Origin of the sequence: Marisediminitalea oceani (assembly GCF_003731635.1) — a bacterium.
GTDB classification, from domain to species: Bacteria; Pseudomonadota; Gammaproteobacteria; order Enterobacterales; family Alteromonadaceae; genus Alteromonas; species Alteromonas oceani.
Genome location: NZ_RCUA01000034.1, coordinates 98998 through 112143, shown reverse-complemented (window position 1 = coordinate 112143; position 13146 = coordinate 98998). Strand labels below are relative to the sequence as shown.

General features: G+C 50.0%; 11 protein-coding genes. 2 read left to right on the top strand and 9 right to left on the bottom strand.

Translation table 11 applies throughout. The features are described 5' to 3' along the window. The 8 genes from D9T21_RS11965 to ffh form a co-directional block, all read right to left on the bottom strand. Positions 1-320 (bottom strand): site-specific integrase (locus tag D9T21_RS11965; protein WP_164464544.1); only part of this gene is annotated, 320 nt, incomplete at its 3' end. Positions 321-534: 214 nt separating this feature from the next. After that, entirely contained in the window at positions 535-1719 is a 1185-nt protein-coding gene (locus tag D9T21_RS11960; protein ID WP_123325174.1) for an alpha/beta hydrolase, read from the bottom strand. 73 nt (positions 1720-1792) lie between these two features. Next, entirely contained in the window at positions 1793-2194 is a 402-nt protein-coding gene (locus D9T21_RS11955) for a TerB family tellurite resistance protein (protein ID WP_123325172.1), read from the bottom strand. Between the two features lie 207 nt (positions 2195-2401). Beyond that, positions 2402-3622: a phosphoenolpyruvate carboxylase gene (locus D9T21_RS11950; RefSeq protein ID WP_123325170.1), complete on the bottom strand. Its 1221-nt coding sequence runs from the start codon at positions 3620-3622 to the stop codon at positions 2402-2404. Further along, the gene (locus D9T21_RS11945) at positions 3619-4254 is read right to left on the bottom strand and encodes a condensin complex protein MksE (protein ID WP_123325168.1); all 636 of its coding nucleotides are present in this window, start codon (positions 4252-4254) and stop codon (positions 3619-3621) included. Before D9T21_RS11945 ends, D9T21_RS11950 begins: the two co-directional genes overlap by 4 nt. Further along, a complete protein-coding gene (locus D9T21_RS11940; RefSeq protein ID WP_123325166.1) occupies positions 4251-7937 on the bottom strand; it encodes an ATP-binding protein in 3687 nt (1228 codons plus the stop codon). The genes D9T21_RS11945 and D9T21_RS11940 overlap by 4 nt, the downstream gene beginning before the upstream one ends. Before the next feature lie 222 nt (positions 7938-8159). Continuing rightward, entirely contained in the window at positions 8160-9029 is an 870-nt protein-coding gene (locus tag D9T21_RS11935) for a hypothetical protein (RefSeq protein WP_123325164.1), read from the bottom strand. 152 nt (positions 9030-9181) lie between these two features. Beyond that, positions 9182-10573, bottom strand: coding sequence for a signal recognition particle protein (gene ffh, locus D9T21_RS11930; protein ID WP_123325161.1), 1392 nt, complete (start codon positions 10571-10573; stop codon positions 9182-9184). Between the two features lie 170 nt (positions 10574-10743). Here ffh and D9T21_RS11925 point away from each other — a divergent pair, with 170 nt between their 5' ends. Continuing rightward, entirely contained in the window at positions 10744-11538 is a 795-nt protein-coding gene (locus D9T21_RS11925) for a cytochrome C assembly family protein (RefSeq protein WP_123325160.1), read from the top strand. Positions 11539-11620: 82 nt separating this feature from the next. Beyond that, complete coding sequence (locus tag D9T21_RS11920; RefSeq protein ID WP_123325158.1) at positions 11621-12913, top strand: HlyC/CorC family transporter; 1293 nt, start codon at positions 11621-11623, stop codon at positions 12911-12913. Here D9T21_RS11920 and D9T21_RS22730 read toward each other — a convergent pair. Next, positions 12903-13079: a hypothetical protein gene (locus D9T21_RS22730; protein WP_164464666.1), complete on the bottom strand. Its 177-nt coding sequence runs from the start codon at positions 13077-13079 to the stop codon at positions 12903-12905. The genes D9T21_RS11920 and D9T21_RS22730 overlap by 11 nt on opposite strands. Positions 13080-13146: the final 67 nt, after the last annotated feature.

Sequence of the window (13146 nt, the reverse complement as noted above, 5' to 3'; positions counted from 1 at the left end):
ACCGTCGGCAACTTCCTTGGCACCGGCACGGTGCTGACTTTGAGCATCACATCAGGTCGATTCAAGGACTTATGAAATAAGAACGTTAAACCCGATAACGTGGCATTGATGGTGATGTTAGATGTACCTTGCTCGGCCAATGCGAGTTGGAATTGGCGCAATTCTTCAGCCGTGGCATCCTCTGGCGAGCGTTTCAAAAAGGTAGCGAGTTTCTTCACGCCTCTGATGTAGCCTATTTGCGTTTTAGGACTGAGCCTACGCATGGTCATATCTTCAATCATGCGTTGGCGTATGGGGTTGGATCCTTCAAAGTAACTCATGGTTTCACTCCTGAGTGAATTCAGGGCGACATTGCCCTTCCTTCAGCTTAGAAGCGGAGAACGAGATCAGAATATAATTAATGAGGTGGGGGCGGCACTACTACCGCGGAGCGGTTTAGTCCAATGACCAAAACCAGAAATCATCATGGCCAATTTACATGCTTCAACAAATAAACCATTCGGGCAATTGCTCAACGCTGACTACGGTGCCTGGTTACTCCTTTACTACCTCTTGTGGGTCAATTTCCAGCAGCTGTTCAATCGCCCCCATCATGGTGTCGAAGTAAGGGTTATAAGTAAGACGGGCAAATACCTTACCTTCCTCGGTTAATCCCCAGGGGCCATACCAGACCTCCTCACCCGCTTCACAGCGCTTGGTTTTACTGCTGCCCTGACCGTTATCACAAATTCTCTGAGTTCCACCGACCCCATACAATGGATTGGCTGCACTAAACAATACACTCATATGCGAGGCTGCCCCGATCCGCTGCGCCGGTATTTGCATGCTAAGCACCTGACTGTCAGCAGGCGCATCCTCTTCTTCCCCCAACCATAACAGCTGACTCGTTGGGTGACGAAAATACGCCGTGTAAAGCTTAGCTACGGTGTTCACATCCACCACACTATCGCCCTCTGGCACCACCAGTAAGGCAGGTACAATAACCGGTTGCTGTTGTAATGACGCCTGAACCGCATCAACGCTTTTCTGATAGGCAGCAAACCCCTGCATGGCCATGGAGTTATACCGTGTCGGATTATCTTCAGGTTCTACGTTCGGCCAGCTGAAGATACCGGTTAAATACGGCGCCAGCCAAGTTACCGCAAATCGGGATTCAAATGCCGGCGAAAACAGCAAAAGCCCGTTAATGTCATTACGCTGACCGGCGGCCACGACGGCCAGATTAGTACCGGTAGAAAATCCGGCCAGATATAATGCATCAACCTCGCGTGAGAATTCATCGACATAGAAATTCGTGGTCTGTTGCCATAATTCGTAGCTGGCATTTAGCATATCGCCGGGCTTAGAGCCATGGCCAGGCAACAATATTGCCCGAACCCACACATCCTGATCACACAGGCGTTGGGCAACATCCTGAAAAAAGTATGGCGAATCCCCCAGACCATGGATAAAAAAGACACCTTTGGTATTGCCGACACCACATTCGAAAGGGGTGTTGATTTGTACTTCCCAGCGTTTATCCGGGCCGGTGGCCTGACGATGCCCACTAAGCCACGTTGCTACCGCTTGCTGGTAAGCACTAAAGGGAGTGATTGTGGTCGGCACGAGGCTGGCCGACGGAGAAAATCGTACATCGCGGGTTTGCTGGCAACTGCTCAATAACATGACTGAGCCAGCTATCACCAATATCACCAGGCAAAACAGCCGAAATAATTTCATAAGGCAGGCATAATTTGATTGCGCTAACTATCCCTGACCCTACCTTTGTTCCGGCTGTATTTCAATAAGTGCTTCAGGAAGCAGCTGGCAGCTCTACCCGGCTGGCGGTTAGTTCCCGGGCCAGTATTTTGTGCGTTAACAGGCTCAGGAGCTCCGTTTCTTCTTCACTGCGCTCACCGTCTACGCCGGACATTGCCATAGCAACTTCCAGCGCCTGATTGGCATTAAACGCTAAATCAGTCTGCAAGCTGCGTAAAATATCTGCGGCATCTCCTGTGTCCAGGGCCGTTCGAGTTTGATAAATAACTTCGTTAACGTAAGCTTCGCGGCAGATGGGACTGTCCCATTCAAGGGATTCGACCAGCTCTTCGAGGTAGTCCTGCTCGCTAAGGAGGATTTTTCTGTCTACCTGATAAAACAATACCGCAAGTTTTATCAGCGCCTGATTAAATTTTTGTTCTTCTGACAAATGCATAACAGCTCCTGTTCACTACAACCAGCATCCGGCCGGTAACTTCTTTAACAGATAGTACCCTATCATGTTATACAGATGTTAATTATAGGTTTAATTTATGATTTTCCAAGACCAATTTCATCTAAGTAAACGGGTTTTAATGGCAATAAAAAACGGCTCCTGCCTAACCGACAGCGAGCCGTTTTGCATTACGCTGATTGGGTACAGTTATCTTAGTCCCAAAGTGACATCATGGATCACAAAGTTACCGGTATATTTTTCGTCGGCGTGCCCGACCGGGTCGATAGCAAAGAACTGTTTATCTTCATCATCCAGTGCCTGATAACCGCCAATCACCTGATAAATCCACACTTCCGGATCGAACTCCAGCTCGCGCTGGCTGAAATAATCCAGCGCCGATAAGGACTGACCGTTATCAATCACTTCACAGAAATAGGCATCCACCTCTTCCTGTAGCGGATCGCTTTCCAGATCTACTGACTGCTGTTCACTGACATCAATGGTCGATGCTTTTTCCGGCTCGCTTACCACAGGCTTACGGCGATACACCGAGCTTAGCGAGGCAACAATCTGCTGTAGCTCCTGTTCGTGAGCGACCTGATTAACATCGATGCTGGCCGGTTTAAGCATGGCCGCCGACTGATTAAACAATACGGGAACCTGAGTAAGATTCGGGTAATTACCCGGCGCAAAATCAGGGTGATGCTCCATGTGCAGTAAAAAGCCCTTCAGCAGCCGTGTACGGCCCTGGAACTCACGAAAACGGCCAAGTAAATCAAGCAGCCGGGCTTGCGCTACAGATAGCTCCTGAGTTGCCTTAGAGAAACTCTGCTGCAAAGCGACTACCAGCAAATGACGCAACTCACGGTTACTGCCGGCGATCTCACTGAGCTCGTCAAAACGGAAACATTCCAGTTGATTTAATAGCTCCGATACCTGCCCCTGCGCCAACTCATTTTCGCGAATTTTAGCTTCCACTGAGGACACATATCCAAACTCGTTATTAATGCGGCTGAACATCACCCGCACGCTGTTGGCCAGCGATTCGGTGAGCTGGTATACGTGCTCAGTCAGGTCGGTCATATAAGCATGGGCTTCGTTAAACCGGTTGTAGTGCAACGACTCTTTGTAGTGTTCTGCTATTGTTTTCAGGCTCGCCAGCGCGGTGCCGATATTGGCGTTAATGTTGCGGTTACGCTCATCCTGTAAGCCGCTTTCCAACAAATTCCTGACCGCGCTTTTAAGGCGAAGTGCGCTTTGTGGATCCGGGCGCCATAAAATGCCCAACTGAATAAGTTGCTCGAGGACCTTGCGGCTAAAGTTTGATTCATCGACCGAGCCATTTACGTAGGCGTGCATAATGAGATCGCTGTGGCGACCCAGTGCATTTAAAAACCGGCTTCCTGCCTGGATCAGCACCTGACTCATAGCAGACTACCCTGCTGAATAGCCGCTTCCGCCTGCTCAGATAACGACAGCGACTCAGTCTCATCGATAAAGCGGATAACTTCGAATAAGTGCTCTACTTTGCCGGTAGCCAGATAAATCTGCTTTTCCGGATTGGGTTTCATTAAGTACCCTAAATCCGTGAGCTTTTTAAACACCTGCTTAAGCTGACCGTCCAGATTGACACTGGTAGAGCCAAATAAACGATAACGGGAAATTTTTTCCAGCTGCTCACTGTACGCCGGGGTGTCTTCGATAACGGTTTGAAGCTCATTTAAGCGGATAGCATTGCCCATGGTGAGCGGCATATCCGACTCACTGGCCTGCTGTACCAGCAACAACCACTCCACTAGTGGCACCAGACTGGATGTGGTTTCCTGAAACTGCTGCAGTAATACTTTGCGTTCTTCGTCGCCCAGAGTGAGGTAACCGGCAAAAAACACCTCGCCTTCACCAGTGGTTGCGAGGGTGCGGTTAAGCAGGTTTAAATGCGGTTCAAGCTTATTGGCATTATCGCGGCTTTTTAAAAAGCGCCAGCTGTCTTCATCGCTCACCTGACAAATAAACTGGCCATTGAGTAATGCGCTTAATACTTTGCCCTGTTCGGTCATCATGCTGACACCTCCTGCTTGGCTTTACGGGCCTGAATCAATGATGACAGGTTAGAGCTCTTCGGCTGAACCACCTGCAGTTGCTTAGACACTTTGTCGATGAGATAACGGTTCTCAAACAGCTTTAATACATCAGACTCCGGATTCGGGAACGCGCCAACCACACTGATGTTATTAGCCTGACAGGCATCGAAAATCTTTTTCACGTTGCTCTGGTGCAACGTGCCGAGCTCATCGATTGGCCAGTGGATAACCGCCTCCGCTTCACCACGCAGTAAGCGGGTAAAGGCCAGCAGGAACTTACATAAAATCAGGTAAGCCATACCATGGCTCGAAGATTCATTTAACTGTCTGTCGGTACGGATCACCAAGTCACTGTTGCCTTCCCGCAGGTGCAGTTCGATATCCAGCAATTTACTGATGCCACCAGTCAGAGCCGCACGGCCAAGGATATCCAGCACCCGGCGCATACTCTGGCCGTATTCATCATCCGGCAGTTCGTGGGCGCCCTCTTCCATCCAGCTGTCGTACAGGGTGCGGAAATGCTCCAGCTCCGGCCAGAATTCCAGTTCACTGATGCGGGAACGGATTTTCACCGCGGAATCCGATACGCCATCAAGGAATAACTCACCATCCACTTCCTTACTGATGCGGCGGCTCTGACTAACAATACGCTTATCAATGTCTGCCAGTACAAAGTAGTACTGACTCAAATCGGCACCAAAGATCCGGCCCTGCTCGCGCAGTCCCTGAATCTTCTGCGGCACAATCACGTTTAATAACTGGGATAAGTGCCCCACCATGCGGCGATGGTCAATGCCTTTCACGCCGTGGGAGTTGATCACAGCGCACTCTTCCCGCGCGCGTTCCCAGGTGTCTGACAAACCGGTGCCCGCCTGAGCGGCAATCAGCTGGTCGAAACGTTCAACGTAATTGCGGATATCGCTGAGTAGCTCTTCCCGCTCTTTAAGTAACGCCTGAGCACGGGATAATCGCTGAGTGATGCTTAGCTCGTCATGTTGCCACTCAGCCACGGCTTCGACTTTAGGCAGCGTTTGTTTGGCGAGATTCTTCGCCAGAGTATCTACCTGACCAAGCTGCTCGGTAGCCACGCTGAGCAGTTTTTCCAGCTCAGATTGTTTGGTTTTTAAGGTCTCACGGGTTTCCCGGTATTGCACCTGCAATTCGTTGAGCTCGCGCTCCGCCTCACCAAGGGCTTTGCGGGCTTTGGTTAAGCCCTGCTGCCAGGTAACCTTCTGGCCGGTAAATACCGTTTGATACCAGCGGTCGTAATCGGCCACTTTGTGGCGCTGCGTCTCGGTTTTATAAATGGCGTCTTTAAGACTTTTAACCTGCTTTTTAAGCTGGCCAATTTCATCGACATCCAGACCGCGCTGGTTAAGCTCGTTTTCCAGCCATTTGGCCATTTCTTCCCGATCCTGAGCCGCCGACGCTTTAGCTTGCTTAATTTCGCCATCCAGCTGCGCCAGACGGGCATCGCTATCGGCAATCAGTTGCTGCCAGTGGAAGCTATGCTCGGTAACCGCTTCGCGCTGCTGATCCTTGATATCATCGCGGTCCATTTCAAACTGGCTTTGCAGTTTCTTTTGCGCTTGCTGGTTTGTTTCCAGTTGCGATTTTGCACGCTGCTTACGCTCTTTAAGCGCATGCTGATATTCGCTGAGTACCGACTCTTTATCCTGCGTGGCGCGTTTACGGGCCGCTTCTGCGCTGCGTACCGCGTTGTCCTGGCGGGTCATTGCCAGTTCGGCCACCCGCACCGCTTCATTGCACTTAGCCAGCTCGGCTTCACATTCGTTTTGTTTATCCAGCGCATCAGAAAGCGCGGCTTCGGCCTCACCCAGCGCCTTTTTCAAATCCTGCTCGGTTTGTGCGTAAGCCGGTGCTTCTAGATGTTCCAGCGCCAGTGCTACGCCATACAGGCCACCAGCACTTTCGGCCGGCTTAGGGTTGAGATCCGTGCGGTCGAGTAATTCCGGGCGGATCAGGCGGCCGATGGAGCCTTCCCACTCATCCACATTGGCGCGTAAATACTCCAGCAGAGAGCCTTCACCGGGGTACAGCAATGCGTTTACGTCTTCGACCTGCTGTTCGGCTTTGCGGTGCGCGGTGCGGGCTTTTTCCAGCGCCTGGTTGGCAGCATCGCGCTGCTGAACCGCCTTCTGATAGCTGCTTTGTGTCTGCCGGTATTCGCTGCGTACGCTGTCTTCGCTGATGCTTGCCTCTTTAATGGCAGCATCGAGCAGTTCAAGCTGAGACTGCTCAAACTCGTTATAACCGGCATTAGCCAGCGCCACTTTGGCCTCTGCTTCACTGACTTTGAGTTCGTTAAGCTTGGCGTGGTAGCTGTCGCTCAAGGTATGAATTTGTGCTTCGTAGTCGGCCTTAATGTCCTGGAGCGCTTCCCGCTCCTGCTGTTGCTGCTCGCTGCGTTTTTCTGCAGCTTCCTGGCGGGTTGCCGACAGTTCTTCTACCTGGGCACTTAAGGTTTCACCAATTTCCGCTACCCTGCGGTTATAGGCCGATTCAATATCCTGGTGCTGTTCAGTAAGCAGCGTGTAGCGGCTTGAGACCAGCTCTAAATCACGCTGCCACTGGGGCAGTTTGGCTACGTCTTCTTTCAGCTGTTCGATATTCTGATCCTGCCAGTTATCGAATTCGCGCTCCACGGCATCAAGTTCTGCGGTGTACTTTTCCACATCGGCCCGCGAGGCGGAGACCTGCTGGTTAAGTTCGTCGCGGCGTTCGTTCCAGGTGCTGTCGCTGAGTTTTTTCTGATGCAATACATCATCAAGCTGCTGACGGGCCTCTTCGCTGCGTGCGGTGAGTTTGGTTTTATCCAGTTCAAAGGCCTGACTGATTTCTGCAAGGCCGCTTTCGGCTTCCTGCAGGGCCATATTGGCCTGCTCCAGGCGGGTAAACTCGGGGCGCACCTTGTCGAAGGCGCGGATCAGATGGCACTCGCGGATCCAGTCATCTACCCGGTTGCGCGACAAACTGGAGGTGGGCGGCTGCACGCCGTCTTCTTCCAGAATAGCGGCAATCATGGCCTTAATGGTTTCCATTTTGCCTTCTTTGGAGTGCACCGCTTTTGCTAGCTTTTCGATATGACGTAAGTGCTCGTTAGACTCACTCAGGCTGAATACCTTGGCGTATCCCAGTAACTCACGGGCACTGCTGCTTTGATTCAGCACACCCTGATCGTTTTGCAATACCGCACGAAAGTCTTTGGTGGTTAACAGGCTAGATACCACAATATTATTGCGCTTCATGGCGCGGGCGATTTCGGTGGAGGACAGCGAGGCATGCTTACCGCTTTTTTGCTGATACAGGTAGTCATCCAAATCGAACGCTTTGGCAATAAACCGGTAGTTAACACCGGTGCCATTTGAGCTTAAGACCGCCTGACATAGTTCGCCGTCGGCGCGGGTATATTCATAAATGATAAAGGATGACTGACGAGGCAGATACCAGCGTTCAAAACTATCGCGGGTTGCCGGCACTACCCGGCTCGGATATTCGCCGTAAAAAACCGGGATCAAACGCTGTAGCGTGGTTTTACCCGAGGCGTTGGTTCCGCAGATGTTAGTGTGCCCGTCAAGCTTAAGTTCAACGACGCCCGGTAAATGAGTGTCGATAAGTATAATTCGTTTAAGACCGGCCATAGGATTCCTGTTTCTTTATTAGAATATTCTTCGCCGTGGTTGTTTGGTTTATTAACTGAAGATCCATTGCCAGCGCGGCTGATGGCTGGCTTTACTACACGGCGAAATTAACGCGTCAGTTTATTATGAAATTGTGCTGTTGCACAGGTTTGAGGGGGTCAGTTTTGGGCTCATGAGAAAAAATCGACACAATCGCGCATTATTTAATCAAGCTTTTTGGTACTAAGGGTTTTCGGGGAGCGTATTCAACCAGAATGTCTGGTTTTCCCGGTACTCCGGATCCGCTATTACCTCATCCAGCACCGAGTCGATGGCTTTAACCGCGCGTTTGCCCCAGGCATTGTTGGTGCAACCAATGGCGCCATAAACAGGCTGCTCACCATATTCCTTAGTTAACATATAAGTAAGCGACTGGTTATTTTCTTTGATTGCGAAATAGCGCAGTACGCCGGGATAATCAAGCGTGTAGTGGATCCTTTCAAAGTCAATTTGCTTGAGCAATCGAAGCGGGCCCAACACGCCGGGTAGCGCCAGAACATTATCGTCATCTTTGTGAGCGTCAATGGCACTTTGTAACTCGTCGGGAAAACGTCGCGCACCGGCAAAGCCGAATATAAGCGAATCGTTGTTAAGCAATTCTGCCAGTGACAGCGCTTCTGGAGGCGTTGGATATAATTGTGCAAACAGCTCTTTACGCAGAATGATGCCCAGTGGCGGATAAACGGTAGTTGTTTTGCTGTAGACAAAACGTTCGGTATCTTTGCGCTTAATCATGCAGGGAAAACACAGATTTTCCGTCCCCTCGATTAGGCGGTTTATTCTTGACTGCGGGTACACATCAATGGTGGTATCAAGCGGTGACAGCCTGGCGTTTATTTTATCCACCAGCACATCGCAAATACCGTAGCCGGCATGATGCCCATCCAGAATATGAAAAGGCGGCGACGGGTTCTTTATCCAGCGAATATCCGCCTGAGGTTTGGCAGGCATTTCCTCAGCAGCCAGTAAGCCCTGACCAGAATACAAGCCCACTGTAAGCAACGCGAGCAACAAGACTGCGGTTAACAAAGCAGGGTGATAAGTTCTTTCCATTTAACAACAAGTAACCTGATTTCAATAAACGGGTTGTGTAAGTATAGCCTTTGCGATGAGCTTTTCGCAGACCGCGGTTACAACTTTTCCTTACCAATGTAACGATACTAAAACGCCGAACAGAATAATCAGACTGTTCGGCGTTGGCTACGTTACCGTGGCGGGAACATTCCGCCCATACCACCCGGGCCTCCGCCACCTGGTGGCATCATCCCTTTCATCTGGCGCATCATTTTCTTCATGCCGCCGCCAGACATTTTCTTCATCATTTTTTGCATTTGAGTAAACTGCTTAAGCAACCGGTTTACGTCCTGAATTTGAGTACCAGAACCAGCTGCAATTCGCCGTTTGCGTGATCCTTTAATGACTTCAGGCTTTTCACGCTCAGCCGGCGTCATGGAATTGATGATAGCTTCCATTTGCACAAACTGCTTGTCGTTAGCCTGATCCTTGATCTTGGCGGTCATATTGCCCATGCCCGGCATTTTATCGAGCATGCCCATCATGCCGCCCATGTTGCGCATTTGCTCGAGCTGCTCTTTAAAGTCCTGTAGATCAAAGCCCTTACCTTTTTGCACTTTCTTGGCAAGTTTTTGTGCCTTGTCTTTGTCGACTTTGCGCTCCACCTCTTCAATAAGGCTAAGCACATCACCCATGCCCAGAATACGAGAAGCGATTCGTTCCGGATGGAACGGCTCCAGGGCATCAAGTTTTTCACCCATACCCAGGAATTTAATAGGCTTGCCAGTAATCTTGCGTACCGACAGGGCTGCACCGCCACGGGCATCACCATCTGCTTTGGTAAGAATAACCCCGGTAAGCGGCAAGGCTTCGTTAAACGCTTTGGCGGTATTTGCCGCATCCTGACCGGTCATGGCGTCTACCACAAACAGTGTTTCTACCGGCTTAACCGCTGCATGCAGGCCTTTAATTTCGTCCATCATGTCATTATCGACATGCAAACGACCGGCGGTATCGACTAACAGCACATCGAAGAATTGCTTGCGCGCATCATCGATTGCGTCGTTAACAATATCGATAGGCTTTTGCAAAATAGTGGACGGGAAAAAAGTCACACCTACTTCTTCAGCCAGGGTCTCCAGCTGCTTGATAGCTGCCGGACGGTAAACGTCGGCACTGACCACCATGACCTTTTTCTTCTCACGTTCGGTGAGATACTTTGCCAGTTTACCTACTGAGGTAGTTTTACCCGCCCCTTGTAAACCTGCCATCAGTACTACTGCCGGAGGTTGGGTTGCCAGGTTCAGCTTTTCATTCGCTTCCCCCATTACCGCTTCCAGTTCGGACTGAACTATTTTGATAAAAACCTGGCCCGGTTTAAGGCTTTTGGTGACCTCGGTACCTACGGCACGGGCTTTCACCTGACTCACAAATTCCTTAACAACCGGTAAGGCTACGTCTGCTTCAAGCAGTGCCATACGCACTTCTCGCAGCGTATCTTTGATGTTGTCTTCGGTCAGACGGCCGCGCCCGCTTACATTGCGAAGTGTCTGGCCGAGGCGTTCGGAGAGATTCTCAAACATAAATCAATAACCTGAAACAAAAAGTAATCGCTGAAGTATACCGAAATTTACGCTGTTTACGTAGGGGGGATTAACGATTTATCGCAATCAGGCAGACATCTGGTTGAATTCTTTGTTATTCTCACGTATCTATACGGACTTATTTATTCTCAACGGGTTATCTACAACGAATGGCTACCTTGTTTGCGCTGTTGGCAGTTGCTGCCTATTTGTTTTCAGCGGTTTCGGTGACGGGGCGATTTTTTCATAATCAGGGGCCCAACCGCATGCTGTCGCTGAGCATTGCGGCACTGGCAGTGGTATTTCACTCATTTTATCTGGGCGATGCGATCCTGGCCGCTCAGGCCGGGCAGAATATGAGTATTACTAACGTACTCTCACTGGTTGCCTGGTTGATTACCTTATCGATGCTGGTTAGCAGCAGCCTGCTACCCAACACCATCTTGTTACCCGTGGTATTCAGCTTTTCTGCGTTTACGGTGCTGGCATCCATGTTTGTACCGGTCAGCCATATTATGCATATCGACATGCGGCCGGGACTGGTGATTCATATCACCCTATCGCTGTTTGCCTACGGGGCGCTGGTGATTGGCTTTTTATATGCGCTGCAGATGTCTTATATTACCCATCAGCTTAAACACAAAGGCGCAGGGTTATTGCACTCTTCCCTGCCCCCGCTCATGCTGGTTGAGTCAATCCTGTTTAAACTGATTTTGCTGGGCACTATTTTGCTGGTGATTGCTCAGTTAAGTGGCTTTATCTTCCTCGACAACATGTTTGGTCGCGGATACATCCATAAAACGGTATTATCCATTGCCGGTCTGGTTGTTTTTATAGTGCTGCTGGTTGGCCAGAAGCTCTGGGGCTGGCGCGGAAAACAAGTCATATCACTAACTGTAGTTGGTGTAGTTCTGCTCTCTCTGGCGTATTTTGGCAGCCGGTTTGTTAGCGAAATACTCTTATAGTCGCATTCACCGAATAAACACTTGAAACCACGTAGCTGACTGTCTACATTGGTGGTTCTGATTAGTACAAGGGATTCCTTAGTTGGACGACATATCTACCAGTGCACTGCTGATTGCACTGGGCATTTTGATTGCACTTTCAGCCTATTTTTCCAGTTCAGAAACTGGAATGATGTCTATCAACCGTTACCGCCTAAAGCACCTTCAGGGCGAAGGGCACCGCGGGGCTAACCGGGTCCAGAAACTCCTCGATCGTCCGGACCGTTTGATTGGTTTGATCCTTATTGGTAACAACCTGGTCAATATTGCCGCCTCAGCCATTGCGACCATTATCTGTACCCGCTGGTTTGGCGAATACTGGGCGGTGTTTGCCACCACGATTGGCCTAACTATTATCCTGCTGATTTTTGCTGAAGTGACGCCCAAAACACTGGCTGCGCTGTACCCGGAAAAAATTGCCTTTCCCAGCTCGCTGATCCTGTCGCCATTACTGAAAGTTCTTTACCCTTTCGTTGCCTTTATTAACGGCATTACCAACGGCATTCTGGCAATTATGCGTATCAGGCCGCATGACGGTGCGGGCGATTCCCTCAGCCGGGAAGAGCTTAGAACGGTGGTATATGAAGCGGGAACCATGATCCCTAAAAAGCACCAGGACATGCTGGTTAGCATCTTGGACTTAGAAAACGTCACTGCAGAAGACATAATGGTGCCGCGCAGTGATATTGTTGCCATTGATATTAATGACGACTGGAAAATCATTCAAAAACAGCTTACAACGGCGCAACATACCCGCGTGTTGTTGTATCGCGATAGTATTGATGATGCGGTTGGCTTTGTGCACGTGCGCGATGCCCTGCGCTTGTTGTCCAAAGATCAATTTACCAAGGCCTCGCTGCTTCGTGCAGTTAGGGAAATCTACTTTGCACCCGAGTCTATTCCACTGCATACCCTGATGTATCAGTTTCAGGCCGAGAAAGAGCGGATTGCCCTGGTAGTTGATGAATACGGCGATATTCAGGGTCTGGTAACGCTGGAAGATATTCTGGAAGAAATTATTGGTGACTTCACCACTACTAACCTGCCCGATCACAGCAAGGAAGTATCCATTCAACAGGACGGCAGCGTTTTGGTGGATGGCAGCGCCAACATTCGTGAATTAAATAAAGAGATGGACTGGAGTTTTCCAACCGAGGGCCCGAAAACCCTTAACGGTTTGATTCTGGAATACCTGGAAGAAATCCCGGAGAACAATGTCAGCCTACGTCTAGCAGGATATCCAATTGAAATTATTGATATTAACGAAAATATGATTAAAACCGTGCGGGTGATGCCTGAGTATTTCCGGGAAAGCGCGCCAACTTCTAACGAGTAATTTTCCGCTTGGCCAGAGCCTTCGCTTTGGCCGCTGCCACCTTGGCCGACAAATCACTTAGTTTGCCCATCAGTTGCGTCAGCTCTTCATCTTCATGCAGGTCTGCTTCCTCAACATGACGCTGAAGCGATTTACGCAACTGTTCAGGGATCGACTGGCCAGACATACACTCTCAAATAATAGATTCACTACAGGTTCTATATCGGAAAGCGGCCGGATTTCTAAAGCAGAAA

Bases quoted from the DNA above. Each gene is read 5' to 3' on its own strand.
- D9T21_RS11935 (WP_123325164.1), bottom strand. From the start codon at position 9,029: ATGGAAAGAACTTATCACCCTGCTTTGTTAACCGCAGTCTTGTTGCTC.
- D9T21_RS22730 (WP_164464666.1), bottom strand. From the start codon at position 13,079: ATGTCTGGCCAGTCGATCCCTGAACAGTTGCGTAAATCGCTTCAGCGT.
- D9T21_RS11925 (WP_123325160.1), top strand. From the start codon at position 10,744: ATGGCTACCTTGTTTGCGCTGTTGGCAGTTGCTGCCTATTTGTTTTCA.
- D9T21_RS11945 (WP_123325168.1), bottom strand. From the start codon at position 4,254: ATGATGACCGAACAGGGCAAAGTATTAAGCGCATTACTCAATGGCCAG.
- D9T21_RS11940 (WP_123325166.1), bottom strand. From the start codon at position 7,937: ATGGCCGGTCTTAAACGAATTATACTTATCGACACTCATTTACCGGGC.
- D9T21_RS11955 (WP_123325172.1), bottom strand. From the start codon at position 2,194: ATGCATTTGTCAGAAGAACAAAAATTTAATCAGGCGCTGATAAAACTT.
- D9T21_RS11960 (WP_123325174.1), bottom strand. From the start codon at position 1,719: ATGAAATTATTTCGGCTGTTTTGCCTGGTGATATTGGTGATAGCTGGC.
- ffh (WP_123325161.1), bottom strand. From the start codon at position 10,573: ATGTTTGAGAATCTCTCCGAACGCCTCGGCCAGACACTTCGCAATGTA.
- D9T21_RS11950 (WP_123325170.1), bottom strand. From the start codon at position 3,622: ATGAGTCAGGTGCTGATCCAGGCAGGAAGCCGGTTTTTAAATGCACTG.